At 38.5% G+C, this 23,645-nt stretch carries 21 protein-coding genes; 1 reads left to right on the plus strand and 20 read right to left on the minus strand.

The genetic code is table 11. The features are described from left to right. Positions 1 to 147: 147 nt before the first annotated feature. The 11 genes from ndk to BCR21_RS13095 all read right to left on the minus strand — a co-directional run bounded on the left by ndk (position 148) and on the right by BCR21_RS13095 (position 12,547). Complete coding sequence (gene ndk, locus BCR21_RS13045; protein ID WP_069646906.1) at positions 148 to 555, minus strand: nucleoside-diphosphate kinase; 408 nt, start codon at positions 553 to 555, stop codon at positions 148 to 150. Between the two features lie 246 nt (positions 556 to 801). Then, positions 802 to 2,580 carry an oligopeptide ABC transporter substrate-binding protein gene (locus BCR21_RS13050; protein WP_069646907.1) on the minus strand — a complete coding sequence of 593 codons (1,779 nt, stop codon included), beginning with the start codon at positions 2,578 to 2,580 and terminating at the stop codon, positions 802 to 804. 17 nt (positions 2,581 to 2,597) lie between these two features. Further along, positions 2,598 to 3,503: an ABC transporter permease gene (locus BCR21_RS13055; RefSeq protein ID WP_069646908.1), complete on the minus strand. Its 906-nt coding sequence runs from the start codon at positions 3,501 to 3,503 to the stop codon at positions 2,598 to 2,600. Between the two features lie 31 nt (positions 3,504 to 3,534). Beyond that, entirely contained in the window at positions 3,535 to 4,497 is a 963-nt protein-coding gene (gene opp4B / locus BCR21_RS13060; protein ID WP_069646909.1) for an oligopeptide ABC transporter permease, read from the minus strand. Beyond that, complete coding sequence (locus BCR21_RS13065; protein ID WP_069646910.1) at positions 4,497 to 5,441, minus strand: ATP-binding cassette domain-containing protein; 945 nt, start codon at positions 5,439 to 5,441, stop codon at positions 4,497 to 4,499. Before BCR21_RS13065 ends, opp4B begins: the two co-directional genes overlap by 1 nt. Next, complete coding sequence (locus tag BCR21_RS13070) at positions 5,441 to 6,448, minus strand: ABC transporter ATP-binding protein (RefSeq protein WP_139125663.1); 1,008 nt, start codon at positions 6,446 to 6,448, stop codon at positions 5,441 to 5,443. Before BCR21_RS13070 ends, BCR21_RS13065 begins: the two co-directional genes overlap by 1 nt. Positions 6,449 to 6,708: 260 nt before the next feature. Further along, the gene (acpP, locus tag BCR21_RS13075) at positions 6,709 to 6,948 is read right to left on the minus strand and encodes an acyl carrier protein (protein ID WP_010761893.1); all 240 of its coding nucleotides are present in this window, start codon (positions 6,946 to 6,948) and stop codon (positions 6,709 to 6,711) included. A 143-nt stretch (positions 6,949 to 7,091) separates the two neighbouring features. Beyond that, complete coding sequence (gene plsX / locus BCR21_RS13080; RefSeq protein ID WP_069646912.1) at positions 7,092 to 8,090, minus strand: phosphate acyltransferase PlsX; 999 nt, start codon at positions 8,088 to 8,090, stop codon at positions 7,092 to 7,094. 195 nt (positions 8,091 to 8,285) lie between these two features. Continuing rightward, on the minus strand, positions 8,286 to 10,322 hold the full coding sequence (recG, locus tag BCR21_RS13085) for an ATP-dependent DNA helicase RecG (protein ID WP_069646913.1): 2,037 nt from the start codon (positions 10,320 to 10,322) through the stop codon (positions 8,286 to 8,288). A 123-nt stretch (positions 10,323 to 10,445) separates the two neighbouring features. Next, complete coding sequence (locus BCR21_RS13090; RefSeq protein WP_069646914.1) at positions 10,446 to 12,119, minus strand: DAK2 domain-containing protein; 1,674 nt, start codon at positions 12,117 to 12,119, stop codon at positions 10,446 to 10,448. 65 nt (positions 12,120 to 12,184) lie between these two features. After that, positions 12,185 to 12,547 (minus strand): Asp23/Gls24 family envelope stress response protein, encoded by a 363-nt coding sequence (locus BCR21_RS13095; RefSeq protein ID WP_010761897.1) that lies wholly within the window; start codon positions 12,545 to 12,547, stop codon positions 12,185 to 12,187. 266 nt (positions 12,548 to 12,813) lie between these two features. Between BCR21_RS13095 and rpmB the strand changes: the two genes are divergently transcribed. Continuing rightward, positions 12,814 to 13,002: a 50S ribosomal protein L28 gene (rpmB, locus tag BCR21_RS13100; protein WP_010761898.1), complete on the plus strand. Its 189-nt coding sequence runs from the start codon at positions 12,814 to 12,816 to the stop codon at positions 13,000 to 13,002. Positions 13,003 to 13,046: 44 nt separating this feature from the next. Here rpmB and BCR21_RS13105 read toward each other — a convergent pair whose 3' ends face one another. From BCR21_RS13105 to priA, 9 genes are all read right to left on the minus strand, one after another. Next, positions 13,047 to 13,691: a thiamine diphosphokinase gene (locus BCR21_RS13105; protein ID WP_069646915.1), complete on the minus strand. Its 645-nt coding sequence runs from the start codon at positions 13,689 to 13,691 to the stop codon at positions 13,047 to 13,049. Next, positions 13,691 to 14,341 carry a ribulose-phosphate 3-epimerase gene (rpe, locus tag BCR21_RS13110; protein WP_069646916.1) on the minus strand — a complete coding sequence of 217 codons (651 nt, stop codon included), beginning with the start codon at positions 14,339 to 14,341 and terminating at the stop codon, positions 13,691 to 13,693. The genes BCR21_RS13105 and rpe overlap by 1 nt, the downstream gene beginning before the upstream one ends. A 14-nt stretch (positions 14,342 to 14,355) precedes the next feature. Next, positions 14,356 to 15,255 carry a ribosome small subunit-dependent GTPase A gene (gene rsgA / locus BCR21_RS13115; RefSeq protein WP_069646917.1) on the minus strand — a complete coding sequence of 300 codons (900 nt, stop codon included), beginning with the start codon at positions 15,253 to 15,255 and terminating at the stop codon, positions 14,356 to 14,358. A gap of 129 nt (positions 15,256 to 15,384) precedes the next feature. Continuing rightward, positions 15,385 to 17,571 (minus strand): Stk1 family PASTA domain-containing Ser/Thr kinase, encoded by a 2,187-nt coding sequence (gene pknB / locus BCR21_RS13120; protein WP_069646918.1) that lies wholly within the window; start codon positions 17,569 to 17,571, stop codon positions 15,385 to 15,387. Further along, entirely contained in the window at positions 17,568 to 18,317 is a 750-nt protein-coding gene (locus BCR21_RS13125; RefSeq protein ID WP_069646919.1) for a Stp1/IreP family PP2C-type Ser/Thr phosphatase, read from the minus strand. The genes pknB and BCR21_RS13125 overlap by 4 nt, the downstream gene beginning before the upstream one ends. A 15-nt stretch (positions 18,318 to 18,332) precedes the next feature. Beyond that, the gene (gene rsmB / locus BCR21_RS13130) at positions 18,333 to 19,697 is read right to left on the minus strand and encodes a 16S rRNA (cytosine(967)-C(5))-methyltransferase RsmB (protein ID WP_069646920.1); all 1,365 of its coding nucleotides are present in this window, start codon (positions 19,695 to 19,697) and stop codon (positions 18,333 to 18,335) included. 5 nt (positions 19,698 to 19,702) lie between these two features. Beyond that, positions 19,703 to 20,644 (minus strand): methionyl-tRNA formyltransferase, encoded by a 942-nt coding sequence (fmt, locus tag BCR21_RS13135; RefSeq protein ID WP_069646921.1) that lies wholly within the window; start codon positions 20,642 to 20,644, stop codon positions 19,703 to 19,705. After that, positions 20,637 to 21,131 carry a peptide deformylase gene (gene def, locus BCR21_RS13140; RefSeq protein ID WP_069646922.1) on the minus strand — a complete coding sequence of 165 codons (495 nt, stop codon included), beginning with the start codon at positions 21,129 to 21,131 and terminating at the stop codon, positions 20,637 to 20,639. The genes fmt and def overlap by 8 nt, the downstream gene beginning before the upstream one ends. Positions 21,132 to 21,163: 32 nt before the next feature. Continuing rightward, a complete protein-coding gene (gene priA, locus BCR21_RS13145; RefSeq protein WP_069646923.1) occupies positions 21,164 to 23,596 on the minus strand; it encodes a primosomal protein N' in 2,433 nt (810 codons plus the stop codon). Between the last annotated feature and the right edge of the window lie 49 nt (positions 23,597 to 23,645).

The raw sequence follows: 23,645 nt of genomic DNA on the forward strand, positions 1-23,645 counted from the left end.
AAAACAGTACTGAATTCATGGTATTTGGAGAATTTCCTAATGATTTTAGTGTATTTTTATCATAAATCATGATTTTCCTAGCATTTATTCAATTTAAAAAGACAAAAAGCGTTCAAGACCGTCACAAAATCTTGATACGCTTTTAATTTAATTGGCTTCTTTAAAGAATCGTTTGATCTCAACTTCTGCCGCTTCTGGTGAATCTGATGCATGGATGATATTTTCGTAGCTATTGGCGCCATAATCGCCTCGGATCGTTCCAGGTTCAGCTTCTAAACAATTCGTTGCTCCAATCATTTTCCGAACTGTCTTAATGACGCTGGTTCCTTCTAAAACGAGATAAACAACTTCTGACGACGTCATATAGGTGATCATATCTTCGAAGAAATCGAACTTTTTGATATGTGCATAATGTTCTTCTGCTACTTTTTGGGACATTGTTGCTACTTTTAATTGACTAAGCTTTAATTGCTTTTTCTCAAATCGCTGTATGATTTCTCCAACTAATTTACGTGAAACGCCATCTGGCTTGATGATAACGAGTGTTTTCTCCATTTTATCCCTCTCCTTATTAGGTTTCTTACGTCACAATATTGAAAGCGCTTAACAAAAAGATTATCATGCTTCAAAATCTCTGTCTAGTATAGAAGTGACAAAAAATGTTTGTTCTTTGTGATTGTTAGATAGTATTGTGAAATAGTAGTTATTATTAAGTCACTCGTTTTTCTTATATCTACGCATAAATAAAAACAAGTAGCTATGAATTTATCTTCATAACTACTTGCTCTCAAAGGTAATAGACTAACGTTTTTCTGATGTTAATTCAATACCATAGAAGTCTTTTGTTTCTTCGTAATTCCAAGTAAATGATTTCACTCGGTCACTAACTGGCATGATTTCATTACGATACAATGTTGGAATAACTGGAGCTTGTTCAAACATATATTCTTGCCACGCATCATATGCTTCTTTACGTTTTTTATCGTCAAATGACGCTTTTGAATCGATTGCATTCAACAATTTGTCGTTTTCTTCTGAAGCAAAACGTGAGTAGTTGAATGCTGCGTTACGGCTATATAATCCTGCTGGAGATGGCGCACTGTTGACACCCCAAGCAGCTTGGAATACATCGATTTCTGGATCATCATTTTTGATTTTATCGTAAAATGCTTGGAAATCAATTAAACGGCCTGTTGCTAATTTCACATCTAAACCAATTTCTTTCCATTGTTGTAGATAGTAATCGGCTAAAGGTTGAGCTGTTTCGCCACCTGCCATTGAAGCAAAGTTGATGGTTAATTTTTCACCTTTAGGGTTTTCTCTTAGTCCATCGCCATCTGTATCTTTATAACCAGCGTCATCTAAAATTTTCTTTGCTTTATCTAAATCATATTGGTAACCTTTTACCTCTGAGTCATGTAACGTTTTAAAGATTGGTGGAATTAGTGTAGTTGCTCCAGTACGTAAACCATTGTAGAACTTTTGACCAATCGCATCGTTATCCATCGCATAGCCCATTGCTTGACGTAATTTTACATCCGCCATTTTTGCATCTGGGTTCATAATAACTTCGCCTTTTTCTTTGTCAAACGTTCCTAATTTAAAGCCAACGTATGTGTATGCTAATTCTTCACGGCCTAACATTTGATAACCTTCTGAATCTTTATATGTTGGGAAATTATCTGTCGGCATTGAGTAAACCATGTCATATTTTTTCGCTTTCACAGCTTCAACGATTGAAGCTGAAGGTACGTTAGTAAACACAACTTTATCTAGTTTAGGTTTGCCTTTATAATAATGTTCATTTGGTAAATATTCTACAGACTCACCTGTTACAATTTTACTCATGTAGTAAGGTCCAAATGTAACTGGATTTTTGCGGACTGCATCACTTTTTTCTTGATCTTTGATCGGAATATCTTTAAAGATATGTTTTGGCATTGCACTTGTGTAGACACCACCGTCTAATTGTAGCATGCCTGGATTCATTTCTTTATACGTTATTTCGATTGTTTGGTCATCTACTTTTTTGATACCAGATATAGTATCAGCTTTTCCATCATGGTATTCATCCATTCCAATGATGTTCGTAAAGTTGTCATCATAACGAATTCCTGTGTATTCTTTATCGCCGATTACTTCATAAGGATAGATTAAATCATCAGCAGTTACAGGTTCACCATCTGACCATTTAATATTTTCTTTAAGTGTAATCGTTGCTTTTTTATTATCAACATCTAAATCTAACTTAGCAGCACCATCATCTGTAATCACAAAGTCTTCATCATAACCAAATAATGGTTCATCAGAAGGTCTCATATAATGGTAATCATAGGCATCTTGATAGTATATTTTAGAAAATAGTCCTTTAAACTGAGTATCAGAAGCCACTGCAACATCCAAAGTCCCGCCTTTGATTGCTTCTTTGTCATTTTTGACCGTCATTGTAAATTTACTGATATCTTCTGTTTCTACGCTCTTGTTATCAGAACCTGACTTCTTACCCCCACCACATGCAGCTAATGTTACAGCCACCACTGCTGTCAATGTAATTAAACCCAAAAGTTTTTTGCTTTTCACACTACTTCCTCCTCTTCTTAACCTAAACGTTGTCTAGCATCTGCAGAACGTTTAAACGCTTGGCCAATATAATTTATACATAACATCATTACTAAAATTAGTACTGATGCAGGTACCCAGATCCATGTTTTGTTTGCTAAAACGTCGCCATTGCTGGCATATCCGATCAATGTTCCAAGACTCGGTACATTTGTCGGCAAACCAAAACCTAAGAACGTTAGTGTTGTTTCGATCCCGATATTTGCCGCAAAGTTGATTGTTAAGTTCGTGATGATCAATGAACTTAAATTTGGCATAATTTCTCGAAACATGATTTTAAAATCACTTGTTCCTAACGTTTTTGAAGCACTCACATAATCTCTTCGAACTTCCGATAGTGTTTTACTTCTGAATAGCCGCGCCTTTGCGACCCAGTAAAACGAGCTCATGATCCAAACAAAAGACCAAACATTATAATTGGGAATAATCGTAACAAATACAATGATGATCATCATAATCGGCAAGATCATGATAAAATCAACAACACGCATCACCGCATTATCAAACATTCCACCATAATAACCTGAAACAATACCGATACCTACACCCATGATCGATGTCAGGATCGTAATTGCAAAACCGATCACAACAGAATTACGGGCACCAATGATCAATTGTCCGAGAATATCACGGCCGCCTTCATCTGCTCCTAGTATGAAGTTTCCACCAGGTTCGGCATATTTATCTAAAATACTGACTGTCATTACTTTGTCTTGATCGGTCAATAAAGCACCGATAAAAACAACCAATAAAATGGCTACTAACAGTACAAGTGAGAAAATCGCTAATTTATCTTTTTTGAATTCTCTTGCGATCATTCGAAACCCCATTGGTGGGATCGTTTCTGGTACAGCAACTGCTGCAGTTTCTTTATTTTTATCCATCTCGTCTCTTCCTCTCCTTAAAATTGATTTTCTATTGAACACGAATCCGCGGATCTACAAGACTCATAACGATATCTGAAATCAGATTTCCGACGAGCGTTGCAACTCCTAAAATCAATACTAAGGCCGTGATTACTGCATAATCACGCTGTCCGATCGAGTCGATAAATAATTTCCCAATCCCTGGATAACCAAAGATTTTTTCGATAACTACCGATCCACTGATTAAAGCTGTGATTTCGTAGCTAAGTTGAGAAACGATTGGTAAAGATGCATTTCTGAAAATATGTCTTGTATAGACTTTATTGGTCGGTACCCCTTTTGAACGAGCAGTCCGAACATAGTCTAACGATTGAGAATCAATGACTTCATTACGCAAATACTGGATCGTGATCGCCGTTCCAAGTAACGCTTGAGCAAGCGCTGGTAAAATCAAATGATAGAATCGATCCCAGATATAGGCACCTGTTCCTGGCTCAACACCACTGGAGATTGAACCTGTCGTTGGAAACCAATCTAAACGATACCCGAAAATAAATAGCATAACCAATGCAAAAATGAATGGCGGTACCGCAAAACTAATAAAGTTATACACAACTACAAATTTATCTAAAATAGAGTTTTGATAACGCCCAGACAAAACACCTAGTGGTAAAGCAATTGCATACATAATCACAACAGTTAATAACGACAGTAAAATAGTGTTCACCGCACGTCCACCAATCAAAGTTGAAACTGGCAACTTGAAAATAAAACTCTCGCCAAAATCGCCATGAAAAACATTAACAATCCAACGCACATACTGCGTTGTCCACGGATCATTCAACCCAGCTGATTCACGCATCTTTTCAATCACGGCTGGATCTGTATTTGGATTGATCAGCCCAGTAAATGGATCACCCGGCATCATTTTAGCCAGTATGAAAATCAATATGCTTAAAATCAAGATTTGAGGAATCATAAAGAGTACACGCCGTAAAATCGTCTTCCACATTAGATTGCACCTCCATCTTTTAATGCTACTTGGTGTGTATCACTGATTGCACGTAAATCATACACACGGCCATTTTGATCGTAATAATCTTTTTGATGCTCAATATATTCTTTTTCTACTTGACGACGTTGTGCTTTGTGTTCTTCACGATGCACAACATCGATTTTAGGGATTGCTGATAATAAGCGTTTAGTGTAAATATGCTTCGGATTTGTATAGATATCTTGACGAGTTCCGATTTCTACAAAACGTCCTTTATACATAATCGCAATATTATCACACATATGTTTTACAACACCTAGATCATGTGAAATAAACAAATAACTCAAGCCATACTCTTCTTGAATATTTTTCATAAAATTCAGCACTTGGGCTTGAACCGATAAATCCAAAGCAGAAACAGGTTCATCTGCAATAATCAGTTTAGGATTCGTTGCAACTGCTCTGGCCACACCTAAACGCTGACGCTGCCCACCAGAGAATTCATGAGGATATTTATACAACGCATCTTCTGGCATCCCAACAATATCTAAGAGCCCTTTGACTTTTTTCTTTTCTTCTTGATCACTCAATCGTTCAAAATTACGGATCGGTTCTGCAATAATATCTAGCACCCGTTTTTTAGGATTTAAACTAGACATTGAATCTTGAAAAATCATTTGAACGTCTTTATTGTATTTCATGGCTTTACGATTATGTGCTTTCGTCACATCTTGATCCTCATATAAAATACTGCCGCTCGTTACCTTTTCTAAGCCAATAATCGCTTTTCCTGTGGTAGATTTTCCAGAGCCTGATTCACCAACTAAACCATAAGTCTTCCCTTTTTCGATAATAAAATCAACACCATCAACTGCCAGCACATGATCAGTCACTCTGTTAAAGAAACCACTACGGATAGGATAATGAACTTTCAAGTCTTTGATTTGAATGATTTCTGCCATTATACTTCCTCCTGATCGTCTCTAAAATGGAAATGCTGATAACACGTACAACGAACAAAATGTCCTTCTGACACCTCATGCAGCGTTGGTTCTGCTTCATGAGCATCCTCTGGAATCCAAGGAATTCTCGGCGCAAAACGACACCCTTCTCTCGGTAACTTGCTTAATGAAGGAACCACACCTTCTATCACGTGCAATTGACTGTCATCTGAGTTTTCTTGTGGGATCGACTGCAGTAAAGAACGAGTGTATGGATGTTTTGGATTATTAAACAACTCTTCAGCAGTTGCAACTTCAACGAATTGCCCTGCATACATTACAGCCACCTTATCCGCCATTTCAGCTACCACACCTAAATCATGGGTGATCAAAATAATTCCCGAGCCAGTTTCCTCTTGTAAATCCTTGAGTAAATCTAAAATTTGCGCTTGAATCGTCACGTCCAATGCCGTTGTCGGTTCATCTGCAATAATAATTGCTGGTTTACATGCAATAGCGATCGCAATGATCACACGTTGACGCATTCCTCCAGATAATTCATGTGGATATTGCTTTCCAACACGTTCTGGATTTGGAATACCCACTTGTATCAATAACTCGATTACTCGTGCTTGTTTTTGCTCTGCATTCATATCTGTATGATACGTTAAACTTTCCTTGATCTGATCTTCTATGCGCATCAAAGGATTCAGGGCTGACAAAGGATCTTGGAAGATCATCCCAATATCATTACCTCGAATTTTATTATAAAGTTGCTCGTTAAATGTAGTTAAGTTTAAATCCTTATAAAGAATTTCTCCAGTTACACGAGTATTATTTGCATCGTGTAGGCCGATAATTGTCGTAGCCAACGTACTTTTACCACAACCGGATTCACCAACAATCGCTAAAATTTCATTTTTTCCTAATTCAAATGACACATCATCAACAGCATCATAGTATTGATCTTTAATACGAAACCCGGTATGTAAATGCTGAACGTCTAACAATGGCTTACCATCACTCACTTTAATACACTCCTTCATGCTCAGTTAAATAACTCATTACAACAAAAAAACTTATTAAAACAAACTCTTTTTTTAATAATTATTCTTCGTTTCCTAATTGTAATCGTTTTTACGCAATTCATATTCTCATTGTAATCATATTTAGGCAATTGTATATAAAATTTGTAAAAATTGCAACATTTTGGTAATGTAAATTTGCCCAAACAAACAAAAAGCGGAACAAAACAGGATTTGTTTTGTTCCACTTTTTTCAGTTCAAATTATAAGTTATTCATAATATAATCAACAGCGGCACCAACTGTTTCAATTTGCTCTGCGTCTTCATCAGAAATTTCTGTACCAAACTCATCTTCCAGCTCTAAAACAAATTCCATTACACTAATTGAATCTGCATTCAAGTCATCTTTAATGTTTAATTGATCTGTCACTTTCTCAGCTTCAATATCAAAGTGGTTTGAGATAATCTTCGCTACTTTTTCAAGTACTTCTTCACGAGTCAACTGTATTCACCTCCACTGCTTTTGAAAAGCGTTCCTCACCATTGAGTTAAACGCTATGATACATTGTACTCACAATTGATCGATTTGTCCATCTTTTTTTGCAAAACTATTACAACAGGGTTGCAAACAGGTTGCGGACAGATTTATTCTTTTGTTTCATAATAGCTAACAAGCTGAGGTACAACTTCGGTCTTCAGCATTGCATGGATTTGACGAATCGTATAGCGGACAGCCTCTGGACCTGTTGATCCATGTGTTTTAATGACTGGTGCTTTTAGGCCAAAGAGAACCGCTCCGCCATGTTTAGAGTAATCCATTTCGTCTTTCATGCCACGCAACGCATTCTTTAAAAGTAATGCGCCCATCTTGCCTTTGAACCCTTCTGCCAGAATCGATGATTTTAAAAGTCCCATCATATTTAAAGCTGTTCCTTCAATTGACTTCAATACAGCATTTCCTGTAAAGCCATCTGTCACAACAACATCCGCTGCTCCGCTTAATAAATCACGCGCTTCTACATTCCCGATAAAATGTATTCCCTCTTCTTCTGAAAGCAATTCAAACGCTTTTTTAGTCAGCTCACTGCCCTTGGTTTCTTCCGCACCATTATTTAAAAGAGCAACACGAGGTTTCGTGATATTTCTAACTTTTTCAGCATAAAAAGAACCTAACACAGCATATTGAACAAGATGCTCTGGTTTATTATCCGCATTTGCACCTAAATCTAACATATCAAATCCGACATCTGATTGGCCGATCACTGGTAAAGTCGACATCAAACCCGGGCGTTCAACATTTTTGATTCGTCCCACAATAAATAACCCAGCAGCTAATAACGCACCCGTGTTACCTGCAGAAAAAATCGCATCTGCTTCACCATTTTTTACGGCTTGTGCAGCTAACACCATCGAAGCTGTTTTCTTACGACGAATCGCTTTTACTGGTTCATCGTCACTATTGATTTTTTCATCAGTATGGATAATCGTAATATTCGTTTCATCTGTTACATATTTTTTAATTTCATCTTCTTTTCCATAAAGTAAAAACTCAAGTTCTGGAAAATCCTGTTTGGCTAACATCACGCCTTCAACAATTGCTTGGGGCGCATGATCGCCACCCATTGCATCAACTGCAATCTTCATAACATAGTCCCTCCTAGGTAAATTACAATAAATAGTATAACATATCGAAAAGCGGAACAAAGCGTTTAACTCTCATGAAAATTAGGAATCTGACTAGGAAACGCTTTTAGTTTCATAGGCAGATTATCTATTTTCCTTGGGAGTTGCTTTGTGCAGCTAGATCAGGAAAAGCGGAACATATTTCTCAATCATTTTTCAATCAAAAAACTGCTGCTCATCATCATTTGGCTTAATTTTATCAGCAACACCGCGATATTCCGGTAAAACCCACCATTGCTCTTTTTTCCAAATAATACTAGCTTCTTGCCGTGCCACTTCAAGGATGTTGAAATCGGTCACGATATCGCCAACGGCAAATTGCGGAACACCTGATTGTCTAGCGCCGAACACTTCACCCGGTCCTCGCAATTCCAAATCCTTTTCACTCAGCACAAAACCATTATTCGTTTCTGTCATGATTTTCATTCGCTCAACACCCATCTCATTTTTTGGGTTAGCAACTAAAATACAATAAGAAGCTTCTGAACCTCGGCCAACACGACCGCGAAGTTGGTGTAATTGTGCTAGTCCAAAACGATCAGCATCCATAATCAGCATGACCGTCGCATTCGGAACATTGACCCCGACTTCGATCACTGTAGTAGAAACTAGCAACTGTAAGTTATTTTCTTTGAACTCCTGCATAATCTCTTCTTTTTCCTGATTTTTCATTTTCCCATGAAGCAAACCGACCTGATAAGTTGGATTAAAAAAAGCCGACATATGTTCAAATATCTCTGTAGCATTTTTAACATCCAACGCTTCAGATTCTTCGATCAGCGGACAAATCACATATGCCTGATGCCCACGCGCTAATTCTTTTTCCATCCACTCTAAAACAGTATCTAATTGAGGTGGACGAATCCAACGGGTTTCTATCGGAATACGTCCAGCTGGCATTTCATCAATGATCGAGACATCCATTTCACCAAAAGCCGTGATTGCTAGGGTTCTTGGAATTGGTGTCGCAGTCATGAACAATACATCAGGTTTCAGGCCTTTTTCTCTTAATATTCGGCGTTGATTCACACCAAATCGATGTTGTTCATCCGTTATCACTAAACCTAATCGATGAAATAAGACATCCTCTTGAATCAAGGCGTGCGTACCAATAATGATATCTATTTCACTGTTCGCTAGTTGTTCAAGAATCACTCGACGTTCTTTTGTTTTAGTCGATCCAGTTAATAGTGCTGTGCGAACTTCTAAGGGATCATATAATTGCTGAAGACTTTCCATATGCTGTTGGGCCAAAATCTCTGTCGGTACCATTAAAGCGCCCTGAAAGCCAGCTGTCATCGTTGCGTAAAGAGCAATTGCCGCAACAACTGTTTTTCCACTCCCAACATCGCCCTGTAATAAGCGCTGCATATGATTCGAGCTCATTAAATCCCTACAAATTTCGTTCGTTACTTTTTTTTGAGCTGCAGTCAGTTCAAAAGGTAATTTCTGGGTAAATGATTTTAAACGCTCCACATCATACTGAATGCTCAATCCATTTTTTTCTGCTTTTTCTTGTCGCTTCAACCCTTGCATTTTCAATTGAAATAAAAAGAACTCTTCAAATACGACCCGTCGCTTTGCTTGATGACTTTCTTCTGGATTACTCGGAAAATGCATCGCAAACATCGCTTCTTTTCTTGGCATCAAACGATATTTCTCTAGTAGCTCTCCTGGTAAAATCTCTGAAATCAACTCACCATATTTTTCAAATCCAGTGCGAATGAGCTGGATCAAGCTACTTTGCCGAACTTTTTTATTTACATGATAAATCGGAGCGAAATCTTCTCCGTCGTTTTTTGCCGCTAAGATTTTCATCCCATTCAATGACTTTCGTTTAGCATCCCATTTTCCATAAACTGCGATTTCTTCGGACATAATGATTTTGTCTTTTAAATAAGGCTGATTAAAGAAGGAAACATTGATTACAGCATGGTCTTGCATCATCCGAAACATCATTCGGCTTTTCTTATAGCCATAACGGCTCACAACTGGTTCCGATACAACCAGCCCTTTTAAGGTAACTTTTTCTTGATCTTGGATTTCATTTAATTCCTTTTCTTGGATATCATCATATCGAAAAGGGTAATAGGATAACAAATCTTCGATCGTTTGAATGCCTAATTCTTTTAAATTCTCTGCACGTTTTGGACCAACGCCAGGCAAGACACCGATATCATCCGATATGTTCACTCATTTTCCTCCTTTCACCATAAAATACGAAATTACTCTCTCTTTTCCTTAGATAGATTCAATAGATCTCTTTTTCTATAGAAAAAGCCAAACAACAAGTGTCTGGCTTCGATAAGTCATTTATTATTCAGCTGAAAATAAATATGGATAAACCGGTTGTCCACCTTCATGAAGTTCTGTTTCTAGATCTTCGTATTCAGCAGTCAATGCTTCTACAAATTTTTCAGCTTCTTTCATTGTACCACCCTCACCGACAATGATCGTTACGATTTCTGTATCTTCATCGATCATGCGTTTTAGTGTATCCAATGATGCTTTAAACATATCTGGTTCAGAAACTACGATTTTACCGTCGATCATTCCTAGATAGTCATCTTTTTTGATTTCGACATTATCGATCGTTGTGTCACGTACAGCTGTTGTTACCTGTCCACTGACTACACTTTCGATCATTTCTGTCATGGTTGTTTTATTTTCTTCAAGCGTTTGTTGATCATTGAATGCTAGCATTGCTGTCATCCCTTGAGAGATTGTTTTTGTAGGAACAACCGCTACCGGAATATCAGCCACTTCTGCTGCTTGATCAGCTGCCATGAAGATGTTTTTGTTGTTAGGTAAGATAATAACTTGGTCAGCGTTAACTTCTTTAACAGCTTTCAATATGTCTTCAGTACTAGGGTTCATTGTTTGACCGCCGCTAATGATATAACTTGCACCAAGGCTGCGGAATAATTCTTGAACGCCTTCTCCTGCCGCAATTGCAATAACTGCATAAGGAACACGTGCTTTTTGAGCAACTGCTGCTTGAGCGTCATGTTCAACCAACGTTTCATGTTGTAAGCGCATGTTATCTACTTTGATTTTCACTAATGAACCGAATTTTTGACCATAATTCATCACTTCACCAGGATGTTCTGTATGCACATGTACTTTGATGATTTCATCGTCATTTACAACAAGTAATGAATCACCTAATTCATTTAAGTAGTTTCTAAATGTTTCATAATCGAAATCACTGTCCACAGTTGGACCTTCACCGATTTGAACCATAATTTCTGTACAGTAACCGAATTTGATATCTTCAGTCGCCACGTGACCGCTGACACCACGATGATGTTCAGCATTGACCATTTCATCCATCTCACCTGGGCTTGGCTCATAGAGTTCCGTTGCTAAAAATTCTCCAGATAAAGCTTCCAAAAAGCCTTCATAGATAAATAACAAGCCTTGACCACCACTGTCGACTACGCCAACTTCTTTTAATACAGGTAAAAGGTCAGGAGTTTTAGCTAAAGCACGTTTCGCACCTTTAACGACCGCTTCCATCACTTCGATACAGTCATCCGTTTCTTTTGCTTTACGTTCACCAGAACGCGCAGCTTCACGGGAAACAGTCAGAATCGTACCTTCTACGGGCTTCATTACTGCCTTATAAGCAGTCTCTACACCATGAGTAAACGCTGCTGCTAAATCTTTTGCATTCAACGTCTCAACATCTGGAATTTGCTTAGAAAAACCACGGAATAATTGCGATAAGATAACACCAGAGTTTCCTCTAGCGCCCATCAATAATCCTTTTGAAAGAATCGTTGTGAGTTCTCCGACTTTTTCAGAACGAGAATCGGCTACAGCCTTCGCTCCACTTGTCATAGATAAGTTCATATTTGTTCCTGTATCACCATCTGGTACAGGGAAAACATTCAATGAGTTGACGTATTCTGCATTCACATGCAGACGACTCGCACCAGCCTGAACCATCTCTTGGAACTGACTTGCACTGATTTCTGTTACATTCACCTAAAAAATCCTCCTTTGAGATTCCTGCAAATAGATGATAGTTCATCTATTTGGCAGCTGGCTACCTAGTCAGGCAACACACGAACACCTTGCACAAATACGTTGACTGAATTAGCTGTCACACCTAATAGTGTTTCAAGGTTATATTTTACTTTTTCTTGTACATTACGAGAAACTTCTGAAATTTTTGTTCCATAACTTACGATTGTATATACGTCGACCGCAACGCCATTTTCTTCTTGTCGCACGACCACGCCTTTAGAATAATTTTCTTTGCGTAAAATGCCATTTAAATTATCTTTGATTTGGTTTTTACTAGCCATACCGACGATTCCGTAGATATCTGTCGCAGCACCGCCAACTACAGTGGCAATAACCTCATTGGTAATCTCAATGGTGCCTGCTGGTGTTTTGATTTTTACAGCCATTGATGAAAGCCTCCTTAAAGAGCACAATTGCCCTATTTTCTTCTATAATATTTTAACATAGCCGTACCTCAATGAAAAGGAACTTATCCAGATAATTATAGAGAGTCTCATCGAATTTACCAATAATTGTATAATTTACATCGTTTGAGGGGAAATGTCAAACTGATTTGAAAATCCTCTTGCAAAAAACTGCTTTCTATGATAAATTAATTTAGTATGAGCTGAAAATCATCGCTCCGAGATCAAAGCAAAGGAGGAAACTAAAAATGGCAAAAGTATGTTACTTTACTGGTCGTAAGACAAGCAGCGGCAATAACCGCTCACATGCAATGAACGCTACTAAACGTACTGTTAAACCTAACTTGCAAAAAGTTCGTGTATTAATAGACGGTAAACCTAAAAAAGTTTGGGTGTCAACTCGTGCTTTGAAATCTGGTAAAATCGAGCGTGTTTAATAGAACGTAATCAAAAAGCTGAACGGCATGCCGCTCAGCTTTTTTTATTTATCATCTCGACTTTGGATCACAGCGATCATTCCTGTATCAAATGAAAACCCAGCCGTTTCTCCTACAAATTCATTACTTGCATAAGAAGTAGGAATCGCAACATCCACGTGATCTAACGTATATTTACTTTCGGTTAACGTCAGATTTTTAACTGGTGTTAAACAGCAGTAAGCTAAATAGTTCATCCTTGTTTCTTTTCTTATCACATAGTCTCCCGGGAGATAATAGGCAATACTATTTTGATGATCTTTTATTTTTATTTGACGGGCAAACGCTTGAAAACGTGGTTCCAACGGCAACCACAAATTTGCTAAAAAGTGATCCAAGCGACCGCCTGTTGCACCTATGATCATGATTTCTGCTGCTGGAAACTTTTGAATTGCGAGTGCCAAAGCTAGTTGGGTATCAGTATCATCTTTTTCTGCTTGTGCCTGAATTAGTTCTTTTGCTTGTTTTTGAACCGTCTGTTGTTCATCATTCGTCAAAGAATCAAAATCTCCCACCGCCAAATCCAATGACCAACCATGGTCCAAAATATATAAGCTCCCTCGATCGATTCCTAGATTGTAATCAAAACCCTCCGAGTTAAACTGCGGCCACTCATTAGGCGAACCGCCTGCCACAAGAAGAATCTTCATTAATCTAACACAGCTCTAAGTGCATCGATACGATCTTTAGGACTTTCCGAATCATAGATATAAGAACCTGCAACAAAAACATTTGCTCCCGCTTCTTTACAGCGTTTCGCTGTTTCTGGAACAATGCCACCGTCCACTTCGATATCGTACGTATAGCCTTTTGTTTCTTTCCACTCTTTTAATTGAGCGATTTTGTCCAAAGAACTTTCAATGAAAGATTGACCGCCAAATCCAGGATTCACTGTCATGATCAACACTTGATCCACTAAATCCAATACATATTCGATTACAGATAAAGGAGTCCCTGGATTGATCACCACACCTGATTTAACACCTGACGCTTTGATCATTTGGACGGCGCGATGGATATGCGTCGTTGACTCTGCATGAACTGTAATAATGTCCGCTCCCGCTTTAGCAAATGCTTCAATGTAGTTTTCTGGCTGAACAATCATCAAATGAACATCCAGCGGTAATTTAGTAACGGGTCGAATCGCAGATACTACGTTAGGTCCTAAGGTAATATTAGGAACAAATTGACCATCCATCACATCCACATGAATGTAGTCTGCTCCTAATTTTTCGACTAATTGAATATCTCTTTCTAAATTGGCAAAATCGGCACTTAAAATCGATGGTGCTAGTTTCATTAAAGCCACTCCCTTTATTTTTTCTTATAAATTGGTCTGCGGTTTTCTATTTCTAGTAAAAATTGTAAATAATCATCATAACGTGTTTGAGCAATCGTTCCTTCTTCCACACGTTTTTTCACTTCACAACCTGGTTCTTTGCGGTGCATGCATTCACGGAACTTACATGCAGATGAGGCATCTACAAATTCTGGAAATTGTTTTGGCAACTCCGTTGTTTCCATTTCTAAAAAGTCGATCGAGCTGAATCCAGGCGTATCTGCAACTAAACCATCATACAACGGTAGTAATTCCACATGTCGTGTAGTATGCTTTCCTCGGCCTAATGATTCAGAAATTTCATCAGTCGCTAATTGTAAGTCAGGAGAAATTTTGTTTAACAAGGTTGATTTTCCAGCACCTGATTGACCCATAAAAACAGTCAAACGTTCTGGAAAATACTGCTCCAAAGTCCGAACTGCTCCTTCATCATTGGCTTTCGTTGCAGCAATTACAGGATACCCGATTTCTTCATAAACCTTTTTGACATCTGCCACACTAACTGATTCTGTTCCTGTCAATAGATCGACTTTCGTCAAATAAATGATTGGGGAAATTCCTTTATCTTCTAATGTGACTAAAAAGCGATCCATTAAATTGTATGAAAAATTAGGTTCAACCATACTCATGACGATCACACCTTGGTCGACATTTGCCACTGGCGGACGCACCAGCTCATTGTATCTAGGATAAACTTCAAGCAAATAACCATCAGTTGGATTATCACTTTCAAACATGACTTCATCGCCAACTAATGGAGTGATGTTTCGATTACGAAAATTCCCGCGGGCTCTCGTTTGAAATGTTGCACCATCTGCATAAATGTAGTAAAAACCACTTAATGCTTTTCTGATTTGACCTTTCAGAAATGCCACCTCCTCGTTTCTATTGGTTCCATTTTACCATAGGTTGAAGAAAAGCTAAACGTAGGGTTAGAGAAATCGCTTTTCCACGTAAAAAAGTGACTAAGACAGTATTCATCTTAATCACTTTATGGTACTTATTTAATTATTTCCATCGTTTGTTGGGTCCGTTGCATTTGAGAAATTTACTGTAATAGACGTCCCTTTCGCAACACTATCACCAACACTTGGTGAGATACTTGTTACTTTCCCTTTTGAAGCATCTCCAGATCCTTCTACATACTTCAAGCCACTACCTTCTAATTGAGATTTGGCCTCTGCTGAAGAAAGTCCTATTAGATTAGGAACACTAACATTACTTGGTCCTGTGCTAACTTTTAACGTAATTTTACCATTTTTAAGATCAAACGTTGCTCCTGCCCCTGGATCCTGTGAAATAACAGTATCTTTAGGCAAATCACTAGCTTCATCAACTCTCGATATTTGATTTTCTTTAATACCTAAATTAGTCAATGCATTTACCGCATTTTGATACGTGTAATTTTCTGCATAGCTACCTAAAACAACTGTATTTGATTCAGAACTAGCCGTCGTTTTATCTGGTCCAGAACTTACCGTTAATGTAATCTTACCTTTTTTAGGATTAAACGGATTACCTGCAGCTGGATTTTGAGCAATTACTAAATCTTTAGCTACCGTATCACTTGGTTTATCCACGCGAGTAATCTGACTTTCTTTAATTCCATAACTCAATAACTCAGTCACCGCATTATTATAACTGTAGCCCAAACTTGCGTAATCAGCTAAATAGATATCATCTGGTCCTTCACTAACAACCAAAGTAATCTCGTCCGCTTTAGGATCGACTTCCTCACCTTTTTCAGGTGTTTGACTAATAACTTTGTTCTCATCTACTTTAGAATCTGTTTCTTTCGTGATTTTGATTTGACTCTCTTTGAAGCCTAATTTACCTAACGCTTCAATAGCATCTTTATAATCTTCTCCAGTATAATCATCAAGTTTGATTTTCTTGTTTCCAGAACTTATATAGAGTTCGACTTCACGATTTTTTTTCACTGTAGAATCTATGGCTGGGTCTGTTTTAACTACTTTTCCTTCATCAATCGACTCATCTGGTATTTCTTTCGTCTCATCTTTGACTTTCAATCCAGCATCTTCCAGTATTTTTCGTGCTTCAGCTTCCGTTTTGTCTTTTACATTAGGAATCTTGACTTCACTACTGCCTTGTCCTGCAAGATAGAGCCCTCCACCGATGAGCAAAGCTAGTACTAACAAAATGATAAAAATGATCAATGGTTTCTTTTTCTTTTTTTTCTTCTTTGCTGCTTCTTGCTGCTCGATTTCTTCATGTTCATTTCGGTCTTCTGAAGGTGTTTCCATCGAATTAAACGAAGAGGGCATTGCCATTTCATCTGTAATCGGTGTTAAAATTTTCGTTTCACCCATTAAGCCTGTCGGTTGCCATTTTGGTTCATTTAAACGGTTCGCAGCCAAAACAGTATATAGATCACGAGACATTTCTTCAGCCGTTTTATAGCGATCTGCTGGGTCTTTCGCTGTTGCATGTAAGACCACATTTTCCAATGATTGAGGAATATTAGGGTCAAACGTTTTAACTGAAGGCATCTCTTCTTGGAAATGCTTCAACGCAATCGTGACAGCAGATTCACCGTCAAATGGTACATTACCTGTCAGCATTTCATATAAAATGATCCCAACTGCATAAACATCTGACTGATTAGTGGCCATACTGCCACGGGCTTGTTCTGGAGATAGATAGTGAACAGAACCTAGCATCGTATTGGTTTGCGTAATCGAGGTTTCTGTTAAGGCAATCGCGATCCCGAAATCGGTGATTTTCACAACGCCGCTTTCATCCATCAAAATATTTTGCGGCTTTAAATCTCTATGAATGATTCTATGTTCGTGCGCTAGCGAAACTGCTGATAAAATTTGTTCCATGATATCAACAATTTTTGCATACGGAATTGGATACTGTGTCTGGATAAATCGTTTTAGATCCATCCCTTTCACATATTCCATGACTAAGTATTGCATGCCGTCTTCTTCGCCTACATCATAGACACTGACGATATTTGGATGAACCAATTCAGTAGCGGCTAAAGCTTCTCTTTGAAAACGACGGATGGCTGCTTGATCGTTTTGAAAGTCAAAACGAAGCACTTTGACAGCTACATCACGATCCAAAATCAAGTCATGCGCCAAAAAGACGTTTGCCATACCACCGCTACCGATATTGCCAATAATATGATATCGACCATTCAATTTTCTGCCGATTTCGATCATTGGTTCTCCTCCTTATGTTCGTCAAAATGAATGACTAAAACAGTAATATTATCCGCGCCACCCGCTTCATTTGCTGTCGTGATCAATGTTTCAACTTTTTCATTTAATGGTGTATCTGAAAGTAAAATGGCCAAAATATCCTCTTCTGAAACCATATTTGTCAACCCGTCTGAGCATAGCAAAATATAATCGTCTGGTACCCAAAGATGATTTGCTACATCAACTTCTACCATTCTAGGCATCCCTAATGAGCGCGTCAAAACATTTTTTCTTGGATGATTCGCAGCCATTTCACGTGTGATTTCCCCAGATTTTACTAATTCATTAACCAAAGAATGATCTTCTGTCAGCTGGCGTAATTGATTATTGCGGACTAAATAAGCTCGGCTATCACCAATATTGGCCAATACGAATGATTGGTCCAATAGCACCGCACTAACAATTGTAGTCCCCATCCCTAAATATTCAGGACGAGACTGGCCTTTTTCATAGATCATTGTGTTTTCGTCTTGGATTTCTTTGATTAGCCATTGCGCTGCCTTTTCCGATGTATCAATAAGACTTTCTTGCCAACGCTCCCCAAGATTATTGACGGCCATCTGGCTTGCCACATCTCCTGCCTGATGGCCGCCCATCCCATCCGCTAAGATAGCTAAAGAAACTCCTGACTGATTCTCAAATAGACCAGCATAATCCTGGTTGGTGTTCCGTTTCCGTCCGACATCTGTTTGAAAATTGATTTCCACTATGCTTCACCTCGTTTAACAAACTTTCTGCATACAGCAAATAAAAAATCCATCTGTCCCTAATTGATGCGGGTATAATGTAAGCATCTGATCCTGCACAGAAGGCTGAACCGCCTCACTGACACTCACATCGATTTTTTTGAATTCTGGATGCTTCTCTAAAAATGCTGCAACTACTTCCTGATTCTCTTCTTCTGCAATCGTGCATGTGCTATAGACCATTATACCGCATTGTTTCAATGTTTGGGCAACACTTTCTAGAATTTCTAGTTGAATTTTAGGTAATTGCTCAAAATCTTGCGCTGATTTATTGTATTTAACATCCGGTTTACGACGCATCAAACCTAGTCCTGAACAAGGTGCATCCACTAAGATTCGATCAAAATATTCAGCAGGAAACTCTTCCCCTACTTTACGTGCATCTAATTTTTCAGTATCGACAACCTCTTTCACGTGAAGACGTTCTGCATTTTGTTTGATCAATTTTATTTTATGATCATGAATATCTAAAGACTTAACACGACCACCTTGTGCAGCATCAAGAAAAGTTGCAATATGAGTGGTTTTCCCACCAGGAGCAGCACAGGCATCTAAAACAACGTGATTTTTTTCGATTTGCATTGCTGGTGCCACTAACATAGAGCTCTCATCTTGGATCGTTAGTTTGCCTGCTGCAAATAAATAATGACCCGCCAAAAAGCCTTTATCTGCCACTACACCATAAGGCGAAACTTGGCTGGCAGATGCTTCAATATGATCTTTTTGTAATTCTTCCAGCGCATCTGAAATACTGATTTCTCGTGTATCGACACGTCCGCTAACATGACTTTTTTCAAAAAGAGATAAGCCTAATTTTCTTGTTTCATCCATGCCCATTTGTTTGATTAACTTTTCCGTCAACCACTTAGGCATACTGATTTCTACCGAGAGACGCTCAACAGGATCTTTAATATCCTCTAAACTTGGTGCCCCTTCACGCTGAAATGCACGAAGTACGCCGTTAACAAACTTACCGATCCCCACATTCCCTCTGTGCTTTCCAATTTCTACCGCTTCATTAATGATCGCATGATCCGGAATTTTATCTAAAAACACTAATTGGTAAATCGACAAGCTAAGTAAGTTTTTCACCCAGCTGTCTACTTTTTTAGGATTTGTAATAAACGGTGTCAAATAATACTCCAGTAACAACTTACGGCTGATGGTACCATAGACAAGTTCTGTGAATAAACGGCTGTCTTTTTCTCCTAAAGCAGACTTATTGATCATTTCATTTAATAATAAATTTGAATAAGCGCCGCCATTGTCCACACGTTCAATGGTTCTTAGTGCCACATAGCGAACAGAACTCTTTACTCTTGCTGGTATTTTTTTCCCCATATTGATTAGCCCACCTTATCTGATTCTGCAACTGTTTTACCGACGCCATTTAAGAAATCTTGAATAAATAATTTTCCTTTACCGGATGGCTGAATCGTGTTTATAGAAAGAACCGTTCCTTCTCCACAAGCGATCCATAACTCTTTTTTACCGCGCTTGATAATTGTTCCAGGAGCGGCCTCTGTTGTTTCTTCTAAAGGCGTGACTTCCCATAATTTCCAATTGACCTCATTGTATGTTGTGAACGCTATTGGCCATGGACGCATACCACGGACTTGATTGTCGATTTGTTCCGCTGTTTTATTCCAATCGATACGTTCTTGTTCTCTCGTAATGTTCGGAGAAAAGGTTACTTGACTCTCATCTTGTGGAATCGGCGTGATTTCATTCGCTAATAATTTAGGTAAAGTATCAAGCAGTAACTCTTTTCCAACGACACTTAGGCGGTCAAACATCGTCCCTACATCATCGGCTTTAGTGATCGGAATTGCTTTTTGCGATAGAATATCACCCGCGTCCATTTTCTTCACCATTTCCATGATTGTAACACCTGTTTCTTTTTCGCCTTCGATGATCGAGTAATGAACAGGGGCGCCACCACGATATTTCGGCAGTAACGATGCATGAACATTAACTGCGCCAAATTTAGGTGCAGTTAAAATCTTTTCTGGTAAAAATTGACCGAAAGCAGCTGTCACAATAAGATCAGGCCCAAGTTCGATGATTTTTTCCATTTCAGGTGAGCCAGAGATTTTTTCCGGTTGTAAAACAAGTAAACCATGCTTTACTGCAGCTTCTTTCACAGGCGTTGGTGTTATTACTTTTTTTCGTCCAACTGGGCGATCTGGCTGAGTGACTACGGCTAGGATTTCATAGCCATTTTCAATCAGACCTTCTAAAATAGGCACTGAAAATGCCGGTGTTCCCATAAAAATTAGTTTAGTCATCTAAATGTTCCTCCATATATGCATCTAAATCTTCTGGTTTAATTGAGTCGATGATTTTATCAATAAATAATTCGCCATTTAGATGATCGATTTCATGTTGAAAAGCTCTGGCGAGATAACCATAAGCTGTTACTTCGATTTCGTCACCTTCACGATCAAAATAACGAACCGTCACTTCATCTGCTCGTTCGACTGTGCCGTACGTTTCTGGGATACTTAAACAGCCTTCTACATCAATGTCGCTACCTTTACGCTCGATGATTTCAGGATTGATCAATTCAAATAAACCTGTTTCTTCATCCACTTCAATCACTGCAAGCTGAAAATTTTTACCGATTTGAGGTGCAGCCAAACCGATACCGTCATGAGCGATCATCGTTTCATACATATCTTCTAAAAGAGTGATCGTTTCATCAGTGATCATTGTTACTGGTTTTGCTTTTTGTTTCAGACGTTCATTAGGGTGTATTACTATAGGATAGCGCATAGAAATTCCTTTCTTTTATAAAGGTGAACAGATCATATAAAATTCATCGGCTCAGCATCGATCGATAATTTTAAACCATGTGCTGTTGCTCTTTGGGTGTCAGTCAGTATTTTTTTTAAGATAGTTTGTAAATTGGGTTCGTTTTTATATTTAATGATTACTTGATAAAAGTAACGATTGTTGACCCGCATAATTGCATTTGGTGTTGGGCCAAGTAAAATACTCTGGTCAGATAATCCTTCTTTTAGCTCTTTGACTATTTCAAACATCTGCTTAGCTGCTTGATTTTCTTCTGGGTGGCTAGCTGTGATTTGTACTGTAAAGTAAAACGGCGGATAATCTCCACGATGACGGACGTACATTTCTTTTTGATAAAAGTCTTCATAATCTTGTGCTTTGGCTAATTGGATTGCGTAATGTTCAGGATTAAAAGATTGAATGATTACTTCTCCAGGCTTTTCTGCGCGTCCTGCCCGTCCACTGACTTGAGTCAATAACTGAAATGTCCGCTCACTGGAACGAAAATCAGGTAGATTCAGTGCAGTATCAGCATTTAATACTCCGACTAATGTTACATTAGGAAAATCTAGTCCCTTAGCAATCATTTGTGTCCCTAACAAAATATCCGCTTCATGATTACCAAATGCCGTCAGAATCTTCTCGTGGGCACCTTTTCGTCTCGTCGTATCCACATCCATCCGTAAAACACGACTTTCAGGGAAAAGAGCTTTTAATTCTTCTTCCACTTTTTGAGTTCCAGTTCCATAATAACGGATCTTATCCCCGCCGCAGTGGGGGCAATGATACGGGATTCGTTCTTCATGACCACAATAATGGCATTTCATCGTTTTCGTATCCATATGTAATGTTAACGAAATATCGCAGTTGGGACAAGGTAAAACATAGCCACAATCCCGGCACATTACAAAAGAAGAATACCCTCGACGGTTTAATAAAAGAACACTTTGTTCTTTTTTAGCCAAACGATCTTGGATTTTTTCTTGAAGTGCTAACGAAAAAGAAGAGGTATTTTTATTTTGAATTTCTTCACGCATATCTACTACATCAATTGTTGGTAATGTAGCCGTCTGATTGGCTCTTTTCGATAATACTAATCGTTCGTAAACATTTTTTTGCGCTCGTGCCCGCGTTTCCAATGAAGGTGTTGCACTTCCTAAAACCACTGGACAATGATGATAGGCCCCCCGCCAAATAGCTAAATCCCGTGCATGATAGCGTGGTGTTTCTTCTTGCTTATAACTTGCTTCGTGTTCCTCATCGATAATCACGACACCGAGATTTTCCAAAGGAGCAAAGATAGCAGAACGTACCCCAACCACGACCTGTGCTTCGCCACGTTCGATTTTACGCCACTCATCGTACTTCTCACCTTGAGACAATGCGCTGTGCATTACGGCTACCTGTTCCCCAAATCGGCTCTTAAAACGCTGAACCATTTGCGGTGTCAGTGAGATTTCTGGTACGAGCATCATAGCTGTTTTCTCTTGATTCAACACTTCTGCGATCACTTGCAGATATACTTCAGTTTTTCCACTACCGGTAATGCCTTCCAACAAATAAGTTTCGCTTGTAGCTTGGTTTACTGAGTTTAGAATTTTATCTACTGCGATTTGCTGTTCGTCATTCAAAGCAAGTGCTGTGGTTTTTTCAAACGTATGATCAGCAAATGGATCACGATAGGCTTCCGCTTCGATAAAAGTCAGCCATTGTCTATTGGCTCCGTCATTTAAAACGGCTGTACTAAATCCTAGTTCTTTCATCTCTTTGACCGTAGTCATTTTTTCTAAGCCTAGTTGCTGTAAATAATTGATCAACTGCTCTTTTTTTTGTGAGCCTTTTCTAAGCTCTGTTCGTGCTTCTTCCAATTGTTCAAAGTCTTTCAACGCTTGGATATAACGGATTGTTTTCACTCGATTTCGCGTATTCACTTCGTAACGGATGTCGACTTTTTGCTGTTTTCTAAGCTGCATCAACTGCGGTAAAATATTACGAGCCAAAGCGTCTTCCCAAGCGATTTCTTCTAATCCGTAAAATAACTCATCTTGCAACTCTTCATCTAATTCATCTGTTAAATATATGTATTTGCTATAATCTGCACGCATCACACTTGGCAGCATAGTTTGTAAACAAGTAATTTTAAAGGCAAATGTTTTTTCCTTCATATAGTCAGCCAGCTCCAATAGTTCAGTATTGAGTACTGGTTTTAAGTCTAGAACTGAAAGAATTTCCTTCCATTCAAACTGTTGCGCTGCTATCACGTCATCCGTTACTTCATCTACTGCTAAAACAAACCCTTGCAGATGCCGATTTCCATTGCCGAAAGGAACTTCAACCCGCATGCCGACTGTTAATTGTTGTTCTAAATTAAAAGGAATCAAATAAGTAAACGGTTGATCTGTCTGCATCGTTGGGACATCAACAATGACTTGTGCCGCTTTTCTCATAAACATTCCTCCATTCTATAATGATTGATTTTCCATTAGTGCCAAACGA

Source organism: Enterococcus ureasiticus (assembly GCF_001730285.1).
Classification (GTDB): Bacteria; Bacillota; Bacilli; order Lactobacillales; family Enterococcaceae; genus Enterococcus_L; species Enterococcus_L ureasiticus.